Annotated in this window: 19 protein-coding genes; 2 read left to right on the top strand and 17 right to left on the bottom strand. The window is 67.8% G+C overall.

All coding sequences use genetic code 11. The features are described from left to right. Positions 1–21: 21 nt before the first annotated feature. Genes H7K34_RS15130 through ffh form a run of 3 tightly spaced genes read right to left on the bottom strand, consistent with a single transcriptional unit; the run spans position 22 to position 4,453 of the window. Positions 22–1,746, bottom strand: a complete 1,725-nt coding sequence (locus tag H7K34_RS15130) for a serine/threonine-protein kinase (protein ID WP_264062815.1) — start codon at positions 1,744–1,746, stop codon at positions 22–24. Positions 1,747–1,800: 54 nt separating this feature from the next. After that, a complete protein-coding gene (locus H7K34_RS15125) occupies positions 1,801–2,883 on the bottom strand; it encodes a metal-dependent hydrolase family protein (protein ID WP_264063568.1) in 1,083 nt (360 codons plus the stop codon). 13 nt (positions 2,884–2,896) lie between these two features. Further along, the gene (ffh, locus tag H7K34_RS15120) at positions 2,897–4,453 is read right to left on the bottom strand and encodes a signal recognition particle protein (protein ID WP_264062813.1); all 1,557 of its coding nucleotides are present in this window, start codon (positions 4,451–4,453) and stop codon (positions 2,897–2,899) included. Positions 4,454–4,551: 98 nt separating this feature from the next. On the opposite strand from ffh, the gene H7K34_RS15115 reads away from it, so the two are divergent. After that, positions 4,552–5,358: an alpha/beta hydrolase gene (locus H7K34_RS15115; RefSeq protein ID WP_264062811.1), complete on the top strand. Its 807-nt coding sequence runs from the start codon at positions 4,552–4,554 to the stop codon at positions 5,356–5,358. Between the two features lie 155 nt (positions 5,359–5,513). Beyond that, on the top strand, positions 5,514–7,244 hold the full coding sequence (locus tag H7K34_RS15110; RefSeq protein WP_264063567.1) for a DEAD/DEAH box helicase: 1,731 nt from the start codon (positions 5,514–5,516) through the stop codon (positions 7,242–7,244). A 3-nt stretch (positions 7,245–7,247) separates the two neighbouring features. Here the strand turns inward: H7K34_RS15110 and H7K34_RS15105 are convergent, their stop codons facing one another. The 14 genes from H7K34_RS15105 to sepIVA form a co-directional block, all read right to left on the bottom strand. Beyond that, on the bottom strand, positions 7,248–9,746 hold the full coding sequence (locus tag H7K34_RS15105) for a [protein-PII] uridylyltransferase (protein WP_264062810.1): 2,499 nt from the start codon (positions 9,744–9,746) through the stop codon (positions 7,248–7,250). 45 nt (positions 9,747–9,791) lie between these two features. Further along, positions 9,792–10,130, bottom strand: coding sequence for a nitrogen regulatory protein P-II (glnB, locus tag H7K34_RS15100; protein ID WP_090601155.1), 339 nt, complete (start codon positions 10,128–10,130; stop codon positions 9,792–9,794). Between the two features lie 2 nt (positions 10,131–10,132). Continuing rightward, positions 10,133–11,539, bottom strand: coding sequence for an ammonium transporter (locus H7K34_RS15095; RefSeq protein ID WP_264063566.1), 1,407 nt, complete (start codon positions 11,537–11,539; stop codon positions 10,133–10,135). Between the two features lie 158 nt (positions 11,540–11,697). Then, positions 11,698–13,011, bottom strand: a complete 1,314-nt coding sequence (ftsY, locus tag H7K34_RS15090) for a signal recognition particle-docking protein FtsY (RefSeq protein WP_264062809.1) — start codon at positions 13,009–13,011, stop codon at positions 11,698–11,700. A gap of 68 nt (positions 13,012–13,079) precedes the next feature. Beyond that, positions 13,080–16,679 carry a chromosome segregation protein SMC gene (smc, locus tag H7K34_RS15085; RefSeq protein WP_264062807.1) on the bottom strand — a complete coding sequence of 1,200 codons (3,600 nt, stop codon included), beginning with the start codon at positions 16,677–16,679 and terminating at the stop codon, positions 13,080–13,082. Between the two features lie 158 nt (positions 16,680–16,837). After that, positions 16,838–17,131 (bottom strand): acylphosphatase, encoded by a 294-nt coding sequence (locus H7K34_RS15080; RefSeq protein ID WP_108925887.1) that lies wholly within the window; start codon positions 17,129–17,131, stop codon positions 16,838–16,840. Then, complete coding sequence (locus H7K34_RS15075) at positions 17,118–17,543, bottom strand: OsmC family protein (protein WP_264062806.1); 426 nt, start codon at positions 17,541–17,543, stop codon at positions 17,118–17,120. The genes H7K34_RS15080 and H7K34_RS15075 overlap by 14 nt, the downstream gene beginning before the upstream one ends. Before the next feature lie 33 nt (positions 17,544–17,576). After that, entirely contained in the window at positions 17,577–18,149 is a 573-nt protein-coding gene (locus H7K34_RS15070) for a NifU family protein (RefSeq protein WP_108925885.1), read from the bottom strand. Continuing rightward, the gene (gene feoB / locus H7K34_RS15065; RefSeq protein ID WP_264062805.1) at positions 18,146–20,059 is read right to left on the bottom strand and encodes a ferrous iron transporter B; all 1,914 of its coding nucleotides are present in this window, start codon (positions 20,057–20,059) and stop codon (positions 18,146–18,148) included. The genes H7K34_RS15070 and feoB overlap by 4 nt, the downstream gene beginning before the upstream one ends. Continuing rightward, complete coding sequence (locus tag H7K34_RS15060) at positions 20,056–20,292, bottom strand: FeoA family protein (protein ID WP_108925920.1); 237 nt, start codon at positions 20,290–20,292, stop codon at positions 20,056–20,058. Before H7K34_RS15060 ends, feoB begins: the two co-directional genes overlap by 4 nt. Positions 20,293–20,426: 134 nt before the next feature. Beyond that, the gene (gene mutM / locus H7K34_RS15055; RefSeq protein ID WP_264062804.1) at positions 20,427–21,275 is read right to left on the bottom strand and encodes a DNA-formamidopyrimidine glycosylase; all 849 of its coding nucleotides are present in this window, start codon (positions 21,273–21,275) and stop codon (positions 20,427–20,429) included. Then, entirely contained in the window at positions 21,275–21,988 is a 714-nt protein-coding gene (gene rnc / locus H7K34_RS15050) for a ribonuclease III (protein ID WP_108925882.1), read from the bottom strand. The genes mutM and rnc overlap by 1 nt, the downstream gene beginning before the upstream one ends. Further along, entirely contained in the window at positions 21,985–22,581 is a 597-nt protein-coding gene (locus H7K34_RS15045; RefSeq protein ID WP_264062803.1) for a YceD family protein, read from the bottom strand. Before H7K34_RS15045 ends, rnc begins: the two co-directional genes overlap by 4 nt. A gap of 29 nt (positions 22,582–22,610) precedes the next feature. Next, on the bottom strand, positions 22,611–23,348 hold the full coding sequence (sepIVA, locus tag H7K34_RS15040; RefSeq protein ID WP_264063565.1) for a cell division protein SepIVA: 738 nt from the start codon (positions 23,346–23,348) through the stop codon (positions 22,611–22,613). Positions 23,349–23,475 lie beyond the last annotated feature (127 nt).

Genomic DNA, 23,475 nt, shown 5'->3' with positions numbered 1-23,475 from the left:
AGGTCACGACGCTAAAACGGGTTAGCGACCCGGCTTGGATGGCGCCGCGGGTGACTTCGAGTCGCTGGGGGTCGGGGATGCGGCGGTCTGGGCGCCGGCGATCTCGGGGACGGTGACCGGGTCCGGCACGTACACACCTGGCGGGGTGTCGGCGGCCCGGCTCAGCTTTGCCGGGACCCGGACAACCGACGCCCGCTGGCCACATTCGTCGGTTTGCACGACCAGCTCCATCTCGCCGACGAGATCGCCCGTCGCGTTGGGCCGCAGCACCAACGTCTGCACCGTGGTCTGCGACTTGGCGATGCCGTTGGGTCCCACACACGGAAACGGCACCGTTTCCGGACGCGACTGCCATTGACCATCGTCGAAGCGGAACACGACGGGACGGCCGCCGGTCAGGGCCGGCTGGGTGTGATCCTTGTCGTCGAGCAGTATCGCGGCGGCCGAGCAGTACGACGGCGTGCACGACGAGCGGAATGCCCACCAGGTGGTCACGTCCGGGGGCTGCGGGCTCGGCGTGTAGTCGAAAGTCTGCTTGGACCGCTCGACCTCGAGGCGATAAGTGCCGTCCAGCGCCGCGGGCGGACCCGACGTTGCGCTCGGCGGTGGGAGTGCGGCGGCCGGGGCGGGCGCACTCGACGGGACACTCGCCGCCCGCGCGGCGGTCGACTCCATCTTTCGTCCGGTGATGATGCCGAAGGCGAACAGCCCGATCAGCACCGCGATCGCTACCGCACCGATCACGATCTTGCGGGGCCTGCGCTTTGTCGGCAGGCTAATCGGCGCCTCGGCGTCAGCGACGGCCGCACGGGCCGGTCCGGCATCCGCGGTGTCCTCGTCGCCGGGCCACCCTAAGGCCGGGTAATCGAGCACAAGGACAGCCTCGGGACCACGACCTGCCGTCTCGACCGCGGCCAGTTCGCCCGCCGCGTCGGCGAACTCTCGACAGCTCGCGAACCGGTCGATGGGTCGTTTGGCGAGCGCCCGCGAGAACACCCGATCCAGCTGCGCCAATTCCGGGCGCTGGTCGCTGATTTTGCGCGGCGCACCGGTGAGCAACTCGCGCAGCGCCGCGGCCGGGTTGAGGTACTCGATCGGCGGTGCGCCCGTCAGCAGGTGAAATGCCGTGGCCGCCAACGCATACTGATCGGCGCGCCGATCGACGTCCACCCCCATCAGCTGCTCGGGCGCGGCGTAGCCCACAGTGCCGACCGGGATGTGGGAGCCGACCACGCCCGAGTGCTCGCCGAGTGGCCGGGCTACCCCGACGTCCGACAACAGAATCCGTTGTTCGCCGTCGGCCGGGCTGGTCAGCAGAATATTGGCCGGTTTGACGTCGCGATGCAGCAGTCCGTGCGCATGCGCGTAATCGAGCGCGTCGGCCATCGCGGTGACGATGGCCAAGACTTCACCGACGGCCCACACCGCCGGGAATCGGTCCTTGCACAGCTGCGCGGCGTTGCTGCCCTCCACGTAGTCCATCGCGATCCACAGCTGCCCATCGACGTCGCCGCGGTCGTGCACTTCCACGATGTTCGGGTGATGCAGACCCGACACGGTCGGCGTCTCGTCCAGAAAATCCCGGCGGAACGCACGGTCCGAGGACAGCGTCAGCGAAAGAACCTTCAGCGCCTGCCAGCGCGCGGAACGAGGATCCTGGACAAGGTAGACATCTCCAGTCACCCCGGATCCGAGCCTTCGAGCGACGGTATAACCGGCAATAACCGCGCCGCTGGCCAACGCCATCGGGTCATTCTATCCGCTGCCGCGACGCCACGCCGATCAGGCGCCCGGCCGGCGTTACGAACGAAACGTGTTGCCGCGCAAGATCACCAGGTCGGGTTGGCTTAGCACATCGGGACCCTGCCGCGGGTCCTGTGAGTAGCACAACAGATCAGCTGGCGCGCCGTGGTCCAGGCCGGGCCTGCCCAGCCAGGCCCGCGCATCCCAGCACGCCGCCCCCAGCGCATCGGTGCGGCTCATCCCAACCCCCGCCAGCGCCTCGACCTCGTCGACGATCCGGCCGTGCGCGATCATCGTGCCGGCATCGCTTCCGGCATAGATCGGCACACCCGCGTCCACGGCCGCCGCGATCCGCTCCGGGCAACGCGCATACAGTTCGCGCATGTGCGCGGCATAGACCGGGTAGCGCTTCGCAGCATCGACGATACCCGGGAAGTTGTCGATGATGTTGATCAGGGTGGGGACCAACACGGTTCCGTGTTCGAGCATCAACGCAATGGTGTCGTCGGTGAGCCCGGTGCCGTGTTCGATGCAGTCGATGCCGGCCTTGATCAGCCCGGGCATCGCCTCGTCGCTGAAGACGTGCGCGGTGACGCGGGCACCGTGGGAGTGTGCGGCGTCGATCGCGGCCTTGAGCACGTCGTCGGACCACAGTGGGGCGAGGTCGCCGACGCTGCGGTCTATCCAGTCGCCGACCAATTTGATCCAGCCGTCGCCGCGCTGCGCCTCCTGCGCCACCGCGGCCGGCAGCTGGGATTCGTCTTCGAGCTCATTCGCGAAACCCGCCTGGTAGCGCTTGGGCCTGGCAATGTGCCTTCCGGCCCGGATGATGCGGGGCAGGTCGTCGCGGTCATCCAGGCTGCGCGTGTCGGTCGGCGAGCCGCAGTCGCGCAACAGCAGTGCGCCGACATCACGCTCGGCCTGCGCCTGCACGATCGCGTCGGCGAGCGGGATCTCGCCGTGATGGCCAAGTCCGACGTGGCAGTGCGCGTCCACCAGCCCGGGCAGGATCCAGCCTTGAAAACCAGACGAGCCAAACACGGTGTCGGCCCCGGCAACCCGTTCGGTGCTGATGTGGCCGTCGACGATCCACAGTTCGATCGAGGTCTCGTCGGGTAACCCCCGACCTCGCACGTGCATGGGCACCGTGCGGCTACTTCTTGCCCGGGAACTTCAGCTTGGATAGATCGAAGTCCGCCAGGCCGGGCGGCAACTCGTTGAGGCCCTCGGGCATCTGCGACAGATCGGGGAACCCCGCGGGCATGCCCGGCATGCCGGCGCCGAGCGGGTTGCGCACCTTCGGCGGCGTCGGCCCGCGTGCCCCCTTCTTGCCCTTCTTGCCTTTAGCGCCCTTGGCTTTTCGCGTCGCCGACTTGCGGCCCATGCCCGGGATGCCCATGCCGCCAAGCATCGACGACATCATCTTGCGTGCTTCGAAGAAGCGGTCGACCAGCTGGTTGACCTCGGACACCGTCACACCCGAACCGTTGGCGATACGCAACCGCCGCGAGGCGTTGATGATCTTGGGATCGGTGCGCTCCTGCGGCGTCATGCCGCGGATGATGGCCTGCAACCGGTCGAGCTGCCGGTCGTCGACCTCGGCCAGCGCGTCCTTCATCTGCCCGGCGCCGGGCAGCATGCCCAGCAGGTTGCCGATCGGCCCCATCTTGCGGATCGCCAGCATCTGCTCGAGGAAATCCTCCAGGGTCAGCTCGCCGGTGCCGATCTTGGCGGCGGCGGCCTCGGCCTGCTCGGCGTCGAAGACCTGCTCAGCCTGTTCGATCAGGCTGAGCACGTCACCCATGCCCAGGATGCGGCTGGCCATCCGGTCCGGGTGGAAGACGTCGAAGTCCTCCAGCTTCTCGCCGGTGGACGCGAAAAGGATTGGGACGCCGGTGACCTCGCGGACCGACAACGCGGCACCACCGCGGGCGTCGCCGTCAAGCTTGGTCAGTACCACGCCGGTGAAGCCGACGCCCTCGCGGAACGCCTCGGCGGTGGTGACCGCGTCCTGACCGATCATCGCGTCGAGCACGAAGATGACTTCGTCGGGATCGACGGCGTCGCGGATGGCGGTGGCCTGGCTCATCAGCTCGTCGTCGATGCCCAGCCGGCCGGCGGTGTCGACGATGACGACGTCATGGTGCTTGGCGCGGGCCTCGGCGAGCCCGGCCGACGCGACGGCAACGGGGTCACCGGGGCCGGACTCCGGCGACTCTCCGGGATGCGGCGCGAAGACCGGCACCCCGGCCCGCTGGCCGACCACTTGCAGCTGGTTGACCGCGGCGGGACGCTGCAGGTCGCAGGCCACCAGCAGTGGCGTGTGGCCCTGGCCGCGCAGCCACGCGGCCAGCTTCCCGGCCAGCGTGGTCTTACCGGAACCCTGCAGGCCGGCGAGCATCACCACGGTCGGCGGCGTCTTCGCAAACGCCAACTGGCGGGTCTGGCCACCGAGGATGCCGATGAGTTCTTCGTTGACGATCTTGACGACCTGCTGCGCCGGGTTGAGCGCACCGGACACCTCTGCGCCCCGAGCGCGCTCCTTGATCCGGCCGACGAATGCGCGCACGACGGGCAGCGATACGTCGGCTTCCAGCAGCGCGAGGCGGATTTCGCGAGTGGTGGCATCGATGTCGGCGTCAGTCAGTCGACCTTTGCCGCGCAGCCCCTGTAGGGCACCGGTCAATCGGTCGGACAGCGATTCAAACACCCCGCCAGCCTAGTGGTGATCGCGAGCGCGGCGGAGCCGGGCGCGGCGGGCTGCCGAAAGGTCTTGACGGCGGAGCTCAGGCCAGCAAATGTCAGCTCATGCTCGAGGTGATCGACAAGGGACGTTGTACCGACGCGCACCCGGTCCCGTTGCTCTTCGTGCACGGTGGCTGGCACGGCGCGTGGTGCTGGGACGACGGATTTCTGGACTACTTCGCCGACGCCGGCTACCGCGCGGTCTCGCTCAGCCTGCGCGGCCACGGCACCAGCCCGACAGCCAAACCGTTGCCCAAGGTGACCATCGCCGACTACGTCGACGACGTCGCTTCGGTGGCCGACGACTTAGGCGGCCGCCCGGTGCTGATCGGCCATTCCGTGGGCGGGTTCGTGGTCCAGCGCTACCTCGAAGAGCGCAGCGCGCCGGCCGCGGTGCTGATCGGTTCACTGCCCCCGCAGGGCGTGCTCGGTACGGCGCTGCGGGTGTGGCGCCGCCGCCCCACGATGACGATGGAATCCTGGAACGACCCCACGCTGCTGAAATTCCTCGCCACCCCGGCGCTGGCTCGCGAATACCTGTTCTGCGCCGACACGCCCGAGGCCGTCGTCGAATCCTGCCGGCAACGCGCCGGAGCCGAGAGCATTCGCGCGACGATGATCGACCCGATGGTCCGCCGCGTCCGAACCCGGCGGGTGAGCGCGCCGATCCTGGTCCTCGGGGCCCTGCACGACGGCTTCGTCAGCACTCGCGCGGTACGCGCCACGGCGCGCGCCTACCGGACCGAGCCGGAGTTCTTTGCCATGGGTCACAACATGATGCTCGAGCCGGGCTGGGCCGACGTCGCCGAACGAATTCACGGGTGGCTGCAGACTCGCGATTTGGCGAACCCGACACCGCTTTCAGGATAAACCGGCGCGTCGTTTCAGCGTCGCTACAGCGCCGAAAAGCGTTGTCATGCTACATTTCACACCCGCCTGTCACACCGGTAGCATCGCGGGCCGGGGCCTAAGACTTTTGAAAGGGCGCGCCGTGCGAAACGCGCGCCGGAGGGGAGCTTGTGTCGATGCAGCCGGTCAGCGCCGCCGACGCGAGCGTTGGAGTCGACACTGCACCGCTGCGAGGCTGGCAGCGCCGCGCGTTGGTGAAGTACGTGGCCGCCGAGCCGCGCGACTTCCTCGCCGTCGCCACGCCCGGGTCCGGCAAGACGACGTTCGCGCTACGGGTGATCGCCGAGCTACTTTCCAGTCGCGCCGTCGAACAGATCACGGTCGTGGTGCCCACCGAACACCTCAAGGTGCAGTGGGCGCAGGCCGCGCTGCGATACGGCATCTTCTTGGACCCGCGGTTCTCCAACACCAGCGCAGCGACCTCGTCGGAGTACCACGGCGTGATGGTCACCTACGCCCAGATCGCGTCGCATCCGACGCTGCACCGGGTGCGCACCGAGCAGCGCAAGACCTTGGTCATTTTCGACGAGATCCACCACGGCGGTGACGCCAAGACCTGGGGCGACGCCATTCGCGAAGCCTTCAGCGACGCAACCCGCCGACTTGCCTTGACGGGCACGCCGTTTCGCAGTGACGACAGCCCGATCCCGTTCGTCACGTACGAATCGGGTGCCGACGGTGTGCGCCGTTCGCAGGCCGACCACACCTACGGCTACGCCGAAGCGCTCGCCGACGGCGTGGTGCGGCCGGTGGTGTTCCTCGCCTACTCCGGGCAGGCGCGCTGGCGCGACAGCGCCGGCGAGGAGCACGAAGCGCGACTGGGCGAGCCGCTGTCCGCCGAGCAGACCGCGCGGGCCTGGCGCACCGCGCTGGATCCCGCGGGCGAATGGATGCCGGCGGTGATCACCGCCGCGGACCAGCGGCTGCGCCAGCTGCGCACCCATGTGCCCGACGCCGGCGGCATGATCATCGCTTCGGATCAGACCGCGGCTCGCGCGTATGCCGCCCTGCTGACGAAACTCACCGCCGAAGTGCCGACACTGGTGCTCTCCGACGATCCCGGATCGTCGGACCGGATCTCCGAATTCGCCGAGAGCACCACACGCTGGCTGGTCGCGGTCCGCATGGTCTCCGAGGGTGTCGACGTGCCGCGGCTGTCGGTCGGGATCTACGCCACCAGCGCCTCGACGCCACTGTTCTTCGCGCAGGCCATCGGGCGCTTCGTGCGGTCACGGCGGCCGGGCGAGAGCGCGAGCATCTTCGTGCCGTCGGTGCCCAGCCTGCTGATGCTGGCCAGCGAGTTGGAAGCCCAACGCAATCACGTACTCGGCGAGCCGCACCGCGAGTCCCTCGACGATCCCCTCGACGCCGATCCTGCCGTCAAGGAACAAAACGAAAAGACGGAACTGGAAAAGGGTTTCACCTCGCTGGGCGCCGACGCCGAATTGGATCAGGTCATCTTCGACGGGTCCTCGTTCGGCACCGCCGCCGCGGCCGGGAGCGAAGAGGAAGCCGACTACCTCGGTATCCCGGGATTGCTCGACGCCACCCAGATGCGGGCTCTGCTGCACCGGCGCCAGGACGAGCAGCTACAGAAGCGGGCCGCGTCCGGCCGGGCGGCACCGGTGCCGTCGGCGTCGGGGTCCATGCATGGTCAGCTCCGCGAGCTGCGTCGCGAACTCAACAGTCTGGTGTCGGTCGCCCATCACCGCACCGGCAAGCCGCACGGATGGATCCACAACGAGTTGCGCCGGCGCTGCGGCGGGCCGCCGATTGCCGCAGCGACGCAAGACCAGCTCAAGGAGCTTATTGTGGCTGTGCGGCAACTGAATTCGGAGCTTGCGTAGCGCTCACTCGGCGACAGGCTCGTCGACCACCGCATCGGCGGAGGCACCCAGAGCAGCCAACAAGTGCTTCTCCACCTCGGCGCGCGGGGCCGCCCCATGCTCCCCGTCGGGCTCGGCTGCGTCCGGGGACTCGACCGGCATGGTCACGCAGAACACGTCGGCGGCCGTGGATCCGAACGTATTGACCTTCGCCCAGGCGATGTCGGCTCCCGCCCGCTCGAGCGCCTGCGCGAGCAGCGCGAGCAGCCCGATCCGGTCCCTGGCGCGAACTTCGACGACGAATTGGCCAGGCGCGGCGTCCAGCCATAGCACCCGCGGCGGCGCGGTCGAGCGCGTCAGCGGCGCCCCCGCCTGGATCTCCCCGGCCCGGGCCATCGCCGAACTGGCGGCCTCGGTGTCGCGCTTCTCCAGCGCGCCAAGCACGTCGACGTCGCCGGCCAGCGCGCCGACAAACTGCTGACGTAGCAGGCCCGCCTCGGGCGGAGAACCGAATATCGGCGACACGACGAATTCGGCGATCGCGATGCCATCGTGGGTGTTGACCGTCGCGGAGTGAATTCGCAGCGAGTTCAGTGCCAGCACCGCCGCCGCTTTCGACACCAATCCCCGCCCGTCCGGTGCGACCATCACCGCGTGCAGACGTTCCTGCTCCCCCGGCTTGATCTCAACGTGTACGCCATGGTCGGCCGCTAGTGAAAGATAGTGTGGTGCAGTCGGTTCGGCTTCCGGCAGCGGCTCACCGGCCATCACCATCCGGCAGCGACGCACCAGATCCTCGATCAGAGAGGCTTTCCAGTCGCTCCACACCCCTGGCCCCGTGGCCTTGGAGTCCGCTTCCGCCAGCGCATGCAACAACTCCAGCAGTTGCTGGTCTCCACCCAACGCCTGCGACACCGATTCGATGGTTGCCGGGTCGTTGAGGTCGCTTCGGGTGGCGGCGATGGGCAGCAGCAGATGATGGCGGACCATGCCCGCCAGCGTGTCGATGTCCCGGGCGGAGAGCCCCAGCCGCTCACCGATCGGAGGCACCAAATCGGCCCCGAACGCGCAGTGGTCTACGCCACGCCCCTTGCCGATGTCGTGTAGTAACGCGCCCAGTGCCAGGAGGTCCGATCGCGCGACACGGGTCGTCAACGGTGCCGCATTGACCGCGGTCTCGACGATATGACGATCCACGGTCCACACGTGCGAGACGTCGCGCGGCGGAAGGTCGCGGACCGCATCCCATTCCGGAAATAGCTTGCTCCACAGGCCGGTACGATCCAGCGCCTCGATTGTATTCACCATCGTGGGTCCGGCCAGCAGCACGACCAGCAGGTCGTCCAGCGCCTCGCGCGGCCACGGTGTCGGCAAATCCGGGACGCTTGCCGCCAGCCGTTTCAGCGTGCCGGCGCCGATGGGCAGGTTGTGGTCCGCGGACGCGGCGGCCACCCGCAGCACCAGGCCGGGATCGGTATCCGGTTGAGCCTCGCGAGCCAGCACGATTTCGCCGTCGTACTCGACGACGCCCTCGTCCAGCGGTCGCCGCTTCGGGCGCCGCACCAATGCCGTAATGCCGCGCCGCGGCAATGCGTTTTGCGCTGTCCGCATTCCGGTTTCGGCGTGGTAAGCGATAGTGCGGCTGGCGTCAGACAGTTGACGCGCCAAGCTGAAACGATCACCGATGTGCAGCGCGGCACTGATGTCGTCTGCGAACTGGGCCAGCAGTTGATCGCGTCCGCGCCCGGACACCCGATGCAGTTCGGTGCGCACGTCGAGCAGGGTCAGATAGGCATCGTCGAGCGAACCACCCGGGACCTCCGGACGATTCATGCCGCGGCGATCGATGAGTTGGGCGACGCCCAGCGCGTCGAGCAGTTGGACGTCGCGCAAGCCACCGCGACCAGATTTCAGGTCGGGCTCGGCGCGCTGCGCGATTCGGCCGCAGCGCAGCCAGCGAGCATTCGTCATCTCTACCAGCTCGTCCATTCGGGAACGAATTGCGGTGCGCCACTGCCTTCTTGCGCCGGAGACCAATTCCTCGGACAGCTCCGCGTTACCGGCGATGTGGCGAGCATCCAGCAGCCCCAGCGCGGCGATCATGTCGCCATTGGCGACACCGAGAGTTCCGGACACCGTTCGCACGCTGTGGTCGAGCCGAACGTTGGCGTCCCACAGCGGATACCACAGCCCGTCGGCAACCTTCTGCAGCGCCTCGTCGGACACGTTGTCGTGCAACAGCATCAGATCCAGGTCGGAGTAGGGCAGCAGTTCGCGGCGGCCCAGGCCGCCGACTCCGACGATCGCGAAGCCACTGGCATCGGTGATACCTAGCTCAGTGGCTTTGGCCGTCAACCACGACTCGTGCAGGTCCAGCCAGGCGTGCCGCAGTTCCGCCGCGTGCAGGGTGCTGCCCTCGGACAGCAGCGTGCGCCGTGCAGCGGCTAAATCGCTTGCTCCAGCAGCGATTCCTGCGTGCGCGGTGTCCGCTCCAGACTCCCGGTCGGGCTCGTCCGGTTTCATAACCTCCCGGCCCGCCCGGGCTGGATCGTCAATTTGCGGTTAGCGTCATATCGCATCGGTCCCGCGCTCACCGGTGCGCACTCGCACGATGGTTTCCACGGGGCTCACCCAGACCTTGCCATCACCGATCTTGCCGGTGCGTGCCGCCCGGACGATGCTGTCCACGACCTTGTCGACGATGGAATCGTCGACAACGACCTCGATCCGAACCTTCGGCACGAAATCGACCGAGTATTCAGCACCCCGGTAAACCTCGGTGTGCCCCTTCTGCCGGCCGTAGCCCTGGACTTCGCTGACCGTCAGCCCCAGGACGCCCGCGTCCTCCAGGCTGGTCTTGACGTCATCAAGGGTGAACGGCTTCACGATCGCGGTGATCAGCTTCATGATTACTCCGCCTCCACTTTCTCGGCCACGGCTTCGTCCAGTCCGTTAGAGCTGTCCGGCAGGCTGGCATGAGGGAGAATCGAACCGGTGACCACTGCGAAATCGTAGCTGCCCTCCGCGTGCTCAGATTCATCGATACCTGCGGCTTCGGCTTCCGGGCTCAAACGCAGCCCGATGGTGTACTTCAGAATCAGAGCCAGAATAAGCGTCACGATCCCGGAGTAGAACAGAACGGCGAACGCGCCGACCGCCTGTCGCTCCAGCTGATCCCAGCCACCGCCGTAGAACAGACCCTTGGATACGCCGGTCACGCCGTTGATCGCCACGCTCTCCGGGGCGGCCAGCAGACCCACCAGCAGCGTGCCCGCCAGACCGCCGACCAGGTGCACCCCAACCACGTCCAGCGAGTCGTCGAAGCCGAGCTTGAACTTCAGACCGACCGCCAGCGCACACAGCACGCCCGCCACCAGACCGATGATCAGGGCGCCGAGCGCATTCACCGACGAGCAGGAAGGCGTGATGGCGACCAGCCCTGCCACAATTCCCGATGCGGCTCCCAGGGTTGTCGCCTTGCCGTCGCGAATGCGCTCGGTGAGCAGCCAGGCCAGCATCGCCGTGGCCGTCGCGATCGTGGTCGTCATGAACGTCGCACCCGCGGCGCCGTTGGAGCTGGTGGCCGACCCGGCGTTGAAGCCGTACCAGCCGAACCACAGCAGACCCGCACCGAGCATCACGAACGGCACATTGTGCGGGCGGAACAGCGTCGTAGGCCAACCACGCCGCTTGCCCAGCACGATCGCCAGCATCAGACCGGCCACACCGGAGTTGATATGAACCGCCGTCCCACCGGCGAAGTCGATCGCGTGCAGCTTGTTCGCGATCCAGCCGCCTTTCTCGGCCGCGAAGCCGTCGAACGCGAACACCCAGTGCGCGACCGGGAAGTACACGAACGTCGCCCACAGACCGGAGAACACCAACCAGGCGCTGAACTTGAGCCGATCGGACACCGCACCCGAGATCAGCGCGACCGTGATGATCGCGAACATCAGCTGGAATGCCACGAACACTATCGCCGGCAGGGTGCCGGCCAGCGGGATGTCCGTCGCCGCAACGCCCTTGGTCGGGTCGGCGGCCACGGCGTTGCCGCCGATCAGGCCCTTCAGGCCCCAGTACTCGGTCGGATCGCCGAGGAAGTTGCCCTTGTCGGTGCCAAACGAAACGGAATAGCCATACAGCGCCCACAGCACGGTCACCACACCCATGGCACTGATGCTCATCATCAGCATGTTGAGCACGCTTCGGGCGCGGACCATCCCGCCATAGAAGAACGCCAGACCTGGCGTCATCAACAACACCAGCGCGGAACTCGCCAGCATCCATGCCGTATCGCCGGTATTGGGCTGGCCCATTACTGGGAAACTCACTCGGTATCACCTCCGGTCGGCCCTGAACCGGTCATCAGACATGCGCCTGATGACCTGATCCAGAACCTTGCGCAATGGTTGTTTCCGAGATGGGGCCACCGTGTTTCGGCATCATTAACGAAACGGCCCCCGTGTAAGGGGTTTCAGCCGAGCAGGGCGTCTACGAACGCGGCGGTCTCGAACGGCGCCAAATCGTCGGGTCCTTCGCCGAGGCCGACCAGTTTCACGGGCACACCGAGCTCCTGCTGCACCCGGAAAACAATGCCGCCCTTGGCCGTTCCGTCCAGCTTAGTCAGCACCGCGCCGGTGATGTCGACGACGTCGGCGAACACCTTGGCCTGAGCCAGCCCGTTCTGTCCGATGGTGGCGTCGAGGACCAATAACACCTCGTCGACCGCGGCGCGCCGGGTTACCACCCGTTTGACCTTGTCGAGTTCGTCCATCAAGCCGACCTTGGTGTGCAGACGCCCCGCGGTATCGATGAGCACGACGTCGGCGCCCGTTTCGATGCCCTTGTCGACGGCGTCGAAGGCCACCGCGGCCGGGTCCGAGCCTTCGGCGCCGCGCACTACCTCCGCGCCCACCCGGGAAGCCCAGGCCTGCAGCTGATCGGCGGCCGCGGCCCGGAATGTGTCGGCCGCGCCCAGCACGACCCGCCGGCCGTCGGCGACCAGCACCCGCGCCAGCTTTCCGACGGTGGTGGTTTTTCCGGTGCCGTTGACGCCGACGATCAGCAGCACCGACGGGTGCTCGTCGTGCGGCAGCGCGCGAATCGAGCGATCCATCTCGGGCTTCAGCTCGCTGATCAGCACGTCACGCAGCACCGCACGCGCGTCGGCCTCGGTGCGCACATTGCTGCCGGCCAGGCGGCTGCGCAGCTGCGAGACCACCGACTCGGTGGCCACCGGGCCCAGATCGGCGACCAGCAGGGTGTCCTCCACGTCCTGCCAGGAGTCTTCGTCCAGGTCGCCGCCGCCGATCAAGCCCAGCATGCTGCGCCCGAGCGCGTTCTGCGATCGGGCCAGCCGGCCGCGCAGGCGCTCTAGCCGGCCTTCGGTCGGCGCGATCTCCTCGATCTCGGCCGTCGCTGGGATCGCCGGCTCAGCTTCGGGCTCGGGGGCCGGCGCCGGCAGCGGTGTGACGGTCTCGGGTTCGGCCTGCGGTGCGGGCAGGTGAACATCGGAGATCGTGCGCCGCGGCGCGTCACGCGGGACGGTCGCGTCGTCTCCGACAGCGGGCAACCCGCTGGTGTCGATCCGATCCTGCGTCTGCGCACCCTGACTGAAGCTGATGCCCGATGACGCCGTGTAGCGCCCGGAACCCTCGAGTGCGCCCGGCTCGGGCCGGGTCAGGCTGATGCGCCGCCGGCGGCGGTACCGGGTCAGCCCCAGGACCAGCACAACGATGACAACCAGGGCGGCAACGACGGCGATGGCGATCCAAAGACCTTGCGACACGCTGACATTGTTTCAGGGCCACGCCCTGCAACTCACAGCGACCACAGCGGCAGGCCGCCGCCCGCGCGCTACGAAGAAGTGGTGGCGAGCTGCTGGACCTCTTGTCCGCGCATGCGCTGCGAGATCACCGCGGTAATGCCGTCGCCCTGCATGGTCACGCCGTACAACGCGTCGGCGACCTCCATTGTCGGCTTCTGGTGGGTGATGATCAGCAGCTGCGAGCGGGCCCGCAGCAGCTCGAACAGCGAGATCAGGCGGCGCAGATTGGTGTCGTCGAGCGCGGCCTCCACCTCGTCCATGATGTAGAACGGCGACGGGCGGGCGCGGAAGATCGCCACCAGCATCGCGACCGCGGTCAGCGCCTTCTCGCCACCGGACAGCAAAGACAGCCGGGTGACCTTCTTGCCGGGCGGACGGGCTTCCACCTCGATGCCGGTGGTGAGCATGTCGTCCGGATTGGTCAGCCGCAACCGGCCCTCGCCGCCGGGGAACAACACGGTGAAGACCTCCTGGAATTCGCGTTCCACGTCGACGAAGGCATCGCTGAACACCTGCAGGATGCGCGAGTCGACCTCGGCGACGACGTCGAGCAGATCCTTGCGGGCCGACTTGACGTCCTCGAGCTGGGTGGACAGGAAGTTATAGCGCTCCTCCAGCGCGGCGAACTCCTCGAGGGCCAGCGGATTGACCCTGCCCAGTTCGGCCAGCTCCCGCTCGGCCCGCTTGGCCCGCCGCTCCTGGGTGGGCCGGTCGTAGGGCACCGGCGCGGGCGCGGTGACCTGTTCGCCACGCTCGCGGGCCAGCTCGAACTCGGCCATCTCCAGCTCGGAGGGCGGCAATGCGATCTGCGGGCCGTACTCGGCGATCAAATCCGCGGGACTCATGCCGAACTGCTCGAGCACCGTTTGTTCCAGCTGCTCGATGCGCAGCGCCGCCTGCGCGTTGGCCACCTCGTCGCGGTGCAGCGAGTCGGTCAGTTTGGCCACCCGGGCACCCAGTGTGTGCACCTCCTCGCGCACCGCCGTCATCGCGGTCGAGCGCGCCTCGCGTTCGGCGACCATCGCGTCGCGGATTTGCGATGCCGCGGCGACCACCCCGTTCAACCGTGTCGCCAGCAGCCGACCCGAGTCGGCCACCGCCGCGGCCACCGCGGCCGCCCGCAGTCGCGCGGCATGTGCCTGTTGGGCCCGCACCCGTGCCTCGCGCTCGGCGGCGGCCGCACGGCGCAGCGAATCCGCCCGGCCGCGAACGGCATTGGCTCGTTCCTCGGCGGTGCGCACCGCAAGCCGGGCCTCCACCTCGACGCCGCGGGCGGTATCGGCCGCGGCGGCGATGCGCTGACGATCGACGGGTTCTTCCGCGGGCGCGAGCTGGCTCTCTTGGGCGTTGCGCAGCCGCGTTTCGAGTCCGGTGACCTCTTGGACGGTCTGGGCGCGACCGGCCTCCAGCTCCTCGCGCTGGCGCAGCAGCCGGTTCCACTCGTCCTCGGCGGTCCGGGCGTCCTGTCCGAGGCGGCCCAGCTGCTCGTACATCGCCGAGATCGCGGTGTCGGATTCGTTGAGCGCGGCCAGCGCCTGCTCGGCGGAGTCCTGACGGCCCCGCTGCTCGGTCAACGCGCCGGACAAGGCCGCGGACAGTTGCGCCACCTGCGACTCGGCGGCGGCCAGCTCGGTGCCGGCCTTGTCGATCTCCGAGGTGAGCTCCAGCGTCGAGGGCTTGCGGTCCGAACCGCCGCTCACCCAGCCGCGGCCGACCAGGTCACCGTCGAGCGTGACCGCCCGCAGCTGCGGGCGGCTGGCCACCAGATCCAGCGCCGCGCCCAGGTCGTTGACCACCGCGACGGCGGACAGCATGGCGGCCATCGCGCCGCGCAACCGCGGCGGGGCGTCGACCAGGTCGAGCGCCCAGAGAGCCCCGTCGGGCAGCGGCGCGCCCGACGCGGGCTGATCGGCGGGCCAGTCACCCAGCACCAGGGCCGCCCGGCCTCCGTCGGCTTGCTTGAGCGCGGCGACCGCCGAACGGGCCGCGCCGAAGCTTTCGGCGGCCAGCGCGTCGGCCGCCAACCCGAGCACCGCGGCCAGCGCCGCCTCATACCCCGAGCGGACCTTGACCAATTTCGCGATTGGGCCGAAAAGCCCTGGACCGCTGTGATTTTGCGTGAGCCACGCGGCGCCGTCCTTGCGCTCGAGGCCCACCGAGAGCGCATCGATGCGGGCTCGCAGCGAAGCCACCCGGCGCTCAGCTTCGCGCTCGCCGGCCTGCAACTCGACGACACGTTCGTCGGCCGCTCGCATCGCGGCCACGGTGCGCTCGTGGTGTTCGTCCAGGCCCACCTCGCCCTGATCGAGTTCGCCGACGCGGGCCTGCACGGTCTCGAACTCCGCCCGGGTCTGCTGAGCGCGCACAGCGCCCTGTTCGATTCGCTCGGACAGCCGGGCGACGCTGTCGTCGATCGATTCGACCCGGGCCCGCATGGTCTCGACCTGACCAGCCAGCCGGGCCAGGCCTTCACGCCGGTCCGCCTCAGCCCGGACGGCGGCCAGATGCGCACGGTCGGCCTCGGTGGCCTCGCGCTCGCGCTCGGACAATTCGGCGCGGGCGGCCTCCAGCCGGGTCCCGGCGGCGGCCAGTTCCGCCAGCAGCTGCCGCTCAGCGGCCGCGACTCTGTCGGCTTCGGCGTCCAGCGCATCCGGGTCGGTGTCGCTGGTCGCGACCGGCTCGAGGTCGAGGTGCTGAGCGCGTTCGCTGGCGATGCGCACCGTGGCGCTCACCCGTTCCGCCAGGGCGGACAGCCCGAACCAGGTGTGCTGGACCGACTCGGCTCGCACCGACAGCTCGGCCAGCGCGGTCTCGTGTGCGGTCAGCTCGTTGGACGCCACCGCCAGCCGGCTGGCGGCGACGTCGTGCTCGCGGCGCATGGTGGCCTCGGCCTCCAGGATCGCGTCCCGCTGCACCTGACGGTTGACCATGTCATCGGCGGCCAGCCGCAGCTTCGCGTCACGCAGGTCGGCCTGGATGGTCTGGGCGCGACGAGCCACCTCGGCTTGGCGGCCCAACGGTTTGAGTTGGCGGCGCAACTCGGTGGTCAGGTCGGTAAGCCGGGCCAGGTTGGCCTGCATCGCGTCGAGCTTGCGCAGGGCTTTTTCCTTGCGCTTGCGGTGCTTGAGCACACCAGCGGCTTCCTCGATGAAGGCACGGCGATCCTCGGGACGCGACTGCAAGATCTCGTCGAGCTTGCCCTGGCCCACAATCACGTGCATCTCGCGGCCGATGCCGGAGTCGCTCAGCAGCTCCTGGACATCCATCAAACGGCAACCGGTGCCGTTGATTTCGTATTCGCTGGCGCCGTCGCGGAACATCCGCCGCGTGATCGATACTTCGTTGTACTCGATCGGCAGTGCGTTGTCGGAGTTGTCGATCGTGACGGTGACTTCGGCGCGGCCCAGCGGCGCGCGCGACGAGGTGCCGGCGAAGATGACGTCTTCCATCTTTCCGCCGCGCAGCGTCTTGGCGCCCTGCTCCCCCATCACCCAGGCCAGGGCGTCGACCACGTTGGACTTGCCGGAGCCGTTGGGCCCGACGACGGCGGTGATACCGGGCTCGAAGCGCAGAGTCGTCGGCGAGGCGAAGGACTTGAAGCCCTTCAGCGTCAGACTCTTGAGGTACACGGCGAGCCAGACTACCGCCCAAATTGCCGGAGGCACGGTCACCAAGGGGTGTCGGCTCGCCTGAAATACACCTGTTGTTCACAGTCTGACGCACTGGCCACAGTGGCCACTTCAGTCACCGAAAACGACGCCATCGTGCGTTTGATTCGCCGCCCAGGCTAGCGCTCGACGAATCCCTCGAACTGCTCCTGCGGCCGCGACCATTCGGCGACAACCTTGTCGACGCGGCCGGGCTGCGCGGGCCACGAATGGCCGCCTTGCAGCAGCTGCAGCAATTTCTCGCCCGCCTCCCGGGGGCCGTGCGCGACGACCAGGACGCGGCCGTCGGCCTGGTTGGCCGCGTAGCCGGTGAGGCCGAGCTCCAGCGCGCGGCAACGGGTCCACCAGCGAAAACCCACACCCTGAACCATCCCTTGCACCCAGGCGGTGAGTGCGACGTCAGGACCCGGCATTGTTGGCTTCGGACGCGATCTCGAACTTGACCGTGGTGCCCGACTTGAGGGTGCGCCCGACCGTGCAGACCAGGTCGATCGCCCGGTTGACGACCACGGCCAGGCGTTCGGTTTCGTCGTCGGACAGTCCGGACAGGTCGAGCTCCAGCGTCTCAGAGAGCAGCGGATAGACCTCTTCGGCGCGGTCGGAGTCGCCGGAGACACGGACCACTGCCCGATAGTCGTCGCCGAGCCGACGGGCCAGCGGCTGGTCGCTGGACATCCCGCTGCACGCGGCCAACGCGATCTTGAGCAGTTCGCCGGGGGTGAACACGCCCTCGACGTCCTCGGACCCGACCAGGACCTGCGCTCCCCTTGAGCTATGGCCGGTGTAGCGGCGCGTCCCGGTGCGTTCGACCCACAGTTCCGTCATCACTCATTTCTACCGGGGACGACGACAACGCCCTCAACGGACTATCAACGACAGCAGCTTCTTTCCCAAAGACAGTGAGGCCGAATCGTTTTCGGATGAGGCGACCACGACCTGCTCATCGACCCGCCGTCGCAACTCACGCTCGAGCGCCTCGCGCAGTGTGGAGGACGCACCCGGACATCCATCGCAGGCACCCACCATCCGAACCGTCACGTGGTGGCCCACCACCGAAACCAGCTCGATCGATCCGCCATGCGAGGCGGCCAGTGCACCCACCGGCCCGGCCAGCAGTTCCTCAACGACCGTTTCCAATTTGCTTGCGGGAAACGATGTTTCGTCGATCGTCCAACCCGCCGAGTCCAGCAGCGCCGCGCCGAGCGCCTCGCGGATATCGTCGCCCAGCTCACGCCAATCGCCGCCGGCACCGATCGTGATCAGGATGCCGCCGGCGCCCACCACGACCTCGTCGATCGCGTGGGCGTCCAGCAAGGCGCCCAGCCTGCCCGGGGCGTTGCGGACGGTGCCGCGCGCCGGTAGTTGCTCGGGGGCGACCACCCAGCGCAGCTGGCGCGGATTCGCGGTGGCGGTGGCGTGGATCGGAATCATGCGCCTAGCGCCATCGCGACCGCCCGGGCGGCGAACGCCGCCAGCCACGCCAGCACGAACATGTAGGACCAGGCGATTACCGGCCACCGCCACGAATTGGTTTCGCGGCGCATCACCGCGACGGTGGACATACATTGCAACGCGTAGATGAAGTACGCCATCAGCGCGATGACCGTCGGCGCGGTGAACACCTTATGGCCCGCATCGTCTTTCAAGTTGAGCAGTGCTTCGTGCGGATCGTCGGGGCTTTCCGCCGCCGCCACCTGGCCCAGGGTGGACACGAACACCTCGCGCGCCGAGAACGATCCGAGCAGCGAAATGTTGATGTGCCAATCGAATCCGAGTGGCTTGAACACCGGCCCGATCGCCTTCCCGACATCGGCGGCGTAGCTGTGGTTCATCACGTAAGCGGTGGCATCCGTTGGCGACATGTTCGCAGTCTCTGACGCGCGGGCCGGCAGATTGAGCAACACCCACAGCACCACGGAGGTGCCCAGGATGATCGTTCCGGCCTTGCGCAAAAACATCTTCGCCGAATCCCACATCGTGATCAGCACGTTCTTGGGCGACGGGAAGCGGTACGGCGGAAGCTCCATCGTGAACGGCAGCATGTCGCTGCGCAGGATCGTCGACTTGAACACCGAGGCGGCGATCAGCGCCGAGGTGCCGCCGCACACATACAGTGCGAACATCGCGATGCCCTGCGCGCTCAGCCCACCCCACTGCGTGCGCGGCGACACCAGCAGTCCGACCAGCAGGGTGAACACCGGGAGCCGCGCCGAGCAGGTCATCAACGGTGCCGTGATGATCGTGGCGATCCGGTCTTTCGACGACGGCAGTGTTCGGGTGGCCATGATCCCCGGGATCGCGCATGCGAACGACGAGAGCATCGCGACGAAGGCGCGGCCTTCCAACCCCGTCGCGGCCATGACCCGGTCCATCAGGAATGCGGCGCGCGCCATGTAGCCGACGTTCTCGAGCAGCGCGATCAGTAAGAACAGCAACACGATCTGCGGGATGAACTGGAGCACCGTTCCCACGCCACCGATCAGCCCCTGGCCGAGCAATCCGCGCACCACGTAGTTGCCGACGTGGTTGCTCACCAGGGTGCCGAGCCAGCTGAGCCAATCGCCCACTTGATCCTGCAGCGGCGCGGCGACGGTGAAGACCACCTGGAAGAAGCAGAACATCACTGCGAAGAAGATGATGGTCCCCCACAGCGGATGCAGCACCAGCGCGTCGATCCGTCGGGTACGCCGATCGGGTTGGGGGGCAACGTAATCGGCCGCCTTCAGCACCGAGCGGCCCCAGGCGTCGATGGCCGCATCATCGGCCGGCGGGAGCACCGGGGGCCGTTGCCAGCGGCCGAAGGCCACCAGTTGGGCGCGCAGGGTGTCAATGCCTACGCCGCGGTTGGCGACGACGGCGAGCACCGGGACGCCGAGCGCCGTCGACAAGGCATCGACGGAGATGCCGCCGCCCCGCGCGGTCAGCTCGTCGGTCATGGTCAGCACCAACAGACACGGCAGGTCTTGGCGCAGCACCTGGGCCACCAGGATGATCGAGCGGTACAGCGTAGTGGCGTCGGCGACGATGACGATCGCATCGGGGCGGCCGTCGCCGTAGACCTCGCCGCCCAGCAGGTCGGACACCACCTGCTCGTCCGGGCTGATCGGGTCGAGGCTGTAGGTGCCGGGCAGGTCCTCGATGGCGACCTCGACGCCGTCCACCTTGGTGGTGCCGACGGTGCGCCCGACCGTGACGCCCGGGTAGTTACCGGTCTTGGCGCGCAATCCGGTCAAGTGGTTGAAAACCGAAGTCTTGCCCGCGTTGGGACTGCCCACCAGCGCGATGCGCGCCAGTCCGGCGACAGCGACCCCGGAGCCGTCTTCTTCGTGGCATGACGTCATGCGTCAGTCCCCGACGCGACTTCAATCAGCCGCGCCTCGCGGCGGCGCAGGCACAGCTCGGTGTCCTGAACCCGGTAGATGGTCGGATCGCCCATCGGAGCCCGGCGGATGACCTCGACATCGGAGGCCGGCCGAAATCCCAACTGCCGCAATCGGCCCGCCACCGCGGCCGACGCCGCCGGCGCCACGCCCACGATGGTTGCCCGCTCGCCTGGCGACAGCTGCGCCAGCACGGTGGGCGAACCCGATATACGATCTGCGTTCCGCACCGACTTGCGCATTAGCCTCCCCATGTCCAGCGGGTCATCATCCTCGTAAGGATAACCTCACGACGGGAAGGTTATCCTCAGCTTTCCGCGAGAAAGTGTTAACCGCGCGGGCGCGGCTGGCACCGCGGACAGGAGAACGACGATCGATTCATGAACTTCTCGCGGCGGATCACCGCGCCGCACCGCCGACAGCTTTCGCCTTCGCGCCCATACGCATCCAGGGAGCGGTCGAAGTAGCCCGACTCGCCATTGACGTTGACGTACAGCGAATCGAACGAAGTCCCACCCTGGGCCAGCGCGTCGCGCATCACATCCGCGGCGGCGGCCAGCACCGCGCCCAGCTGGCGGCGGCTCAACGCGGCGGCCAGCCGGGCACCATGAACTTTGGCCCGCCACAACGCTTCATCGGCGTAGATATTGCCGATACCCGAAACCACCTGCTGATCCAGCAGCTGGCGTTTGATCTCGGAATGCTTGCCCCGCAACACTTTCACCACCGCGTCGGCGTCGAAGTGGGGGTCCAGCGGATCCCGCGCGAGGTGAGCGACGGGTTCGGGCACCACGCTGCCGTCGGATTCCGTCAGGTCGGCCAGCATCCACCCCCCGAAGGTCCGCTGGTCGGCGAAGCTCAGCACGGTGCCGTCGTCGAGCAATGCGGAGATCCGGACGTGGTCGGCGCGTGGCACCTCGCCCAGCAGCATCTGGCCGCTCATGCCGAGGTGGACAACGAGCGCGGTATCGCCGTCCAGCAGCAGCCACAGGTATTTGCCGCGGCGATCGGTTCCGTCGATCCGCGCGCCGAGCAGGCGGGCCGTGAGGTCGGCGGGCCCGGCTTCGTGCCGGCGTGCCGCGCGGGGGTGGTGCACCCGAACCGCGGTGATCGTCTTGCCCACAACATGGGCCTGCAAGCCGCGGCGCACCACCTCGACTTCGGGCAGCTCGGGCACTAGGCGGGCGTTTTCCCAGCGGGGTCCAGCGCCTCCAGCGCTTTCCAGGTCGCCGCCGCGGCCTTCTGCTCGGCCTCCTTTTTGGAGCGACCCATCCCCGACCCGTATTCGGTCTCCATCACGACCACCACCGCGGTGAATTCCTTGTCGTGGTCCGGGCCGGTGGAAGTGACCAGGTAGGACGGCGCACCCATGCCGCGCGCCGCGGTGAGCTCCTGCAAGCTGGTCTTCCAATCCAGCCCGGCGCCCAACGTGGGCGCGGCGTCCAGCAGCCCGCCGAACAAACGCAGGATCACCTCGCGCGATGTCTCGATGCCATGCGCCAGGTAGATCGCGCCCAACAGCGACTCCATGCCGTCGGCCAGGATGCTCGACTTGTCGGCGCCGCCGGTGTTCGCCTCGCCCCGCCCCAGCAGCAAGTGATTGCCCAGCCCACCTTCGGACAACTGCCGCGCCACGTCGGCGAGCGCGTGGGTGTTGACGACGCTGGCACGCAGTTTGGCCAGATCACCTTCCGAACGGTCGGGATGACGGTGATAGAGCTCGTCGGTGACGGTCAGACCCAGTACGGCGTCGCCGAGAAACTCCAGCCGCTCGTTGGTCGGCAGTCCGCCGTGCTCGTAGGCGTAGCTGCGATGCGTCAACGCCAACGAGAGCAGTTCCTCGGGCAGCTCTACCCCGAGCGCATCGATCAAAGATTGCCGCGAAGTCACTGGTCACCCCGAGCGGTGTCCGGGGCGGGTGAATCGTCGGACATCATGTCCACCAGCTTGGCCCATCGCGGATCGATGGCGTCATGGTGGTGACTGGGGTCATCGGCCAGCAAGATGCCGCATTGCGGGCACAACCCCGGGCAATCCGGTCGGCATACCGGTGTGAACGGAAGCTCGAGTCCGACGGCATCGACGATGGCCTGCTCGAGGTCGACGCGGTCATCGACGACCCGACCGACCTCGTCTTCCTCGGTGGTCGCCTCGGTGGCGCTGTCCGGGTAGGCGAACAGCTCGGTCAACCCAATCTCCACTCGCCCGTTGACCGCGGTCAGGCACCGGCAGCACTCGCCGACGGTGGGTCCAGACACCGTGCCGGTGACCAGCACGCCTTCCGACACCGATTCGACCCGCAGATCCATGTCGAGCGGCGCGCCCTGCTCGATAGCGATCATGTCCAGTCCGATACGCGACGGACTGGGCACGGTGTTGCGCAAGGTCACCATCGATCCCGGGCGTCGCCCGAGCCGCGCGACGTCAACGGTCATCGGCGAGGCCGGATGATGCTGCGCAGTGGTGCTGTGTTTGCGCGCCATAGCGAAATCTTACGGCGCGCTCAGTTTCCCTACCGGGTCGCGTAGTCGTGCGTTCCGGCAGCCGTCCGCAGTTGGTGGCGGCCGCGGCCCACGGAACGCAGTGTGCCGTTGAGGAACTCCTCGAACTCGGCGAGCTTGTTGTCCACGTAGATATCGCATTCACCACGCAGCCGGTCGGCCTCGGCGTGCGCGGTGTCGATCAGCCGGGTGGACTCTGCGTTGGCCGCCTGCACGACCTCGTTCTGCGAGACCAGGCGCTGCTGCTCCTTGATGCCCTCTTGCACGGCCTTTTCATAGGAGATGTTGCCGTTTTCGATCATCCGGTCGGCTTCGGCCTGAGCGCGGCCGACGCTGGCCTCGTACTCGCGTTTGGCCGCCGTGGCGATACGCATCGCTTCCTCGCGGGCGTCGGCGACCATCCGCTCGCTGTGCTGGCGTGCCTCGTTGACCATCCGGTCGGCCTGCGACTTGGCGTCGGAAAGCAGCCGGTCAGCCTCCGCGCGAGAGTGGTTGAGCATCGACTCCGACTCAGTGGTCGCCGAGGACACCATGGATTCGGCGTGCGACTTGGCGTCGGAAAGCATCGCATCGCGAGCATCCAGCACGTCCTGGGCGTCGTCCAGCTCGCCGGGGATCGCATCCTTGATGTCGTCGATCAGTTCCAGCACGTCACCACGAGGCACCACACAGCCAGCCGTCATCGGCACGCCGCGGGCTTCTTCGACAATGGCGCCTAATTCATCCAGCGCTTCAAAGACTCGGTACACGGCCATACCCTCCTGGCGTCTTGCACAATTCCTGTTGTTACCAGTGTGCCTGGTGTTACCTCTGTGACGGCGGTGGCGACACCGGTGTGTCGGGCAAATTCCCCGACCGGAACCACCGCAGGCGGGC

This window comes from Mycobacterium montefiorense, assembly GCF_025823255.1.
GTDB lineage: Bacteria > Actinomycetota > Actinomycetes > Mycobacteriales > Mycobacteriaceae > Mycobacterium > Mycobacterium montefiorense.
This window is presented reverse-complemented; position numbering and strand designations above follow the sequence as displayed.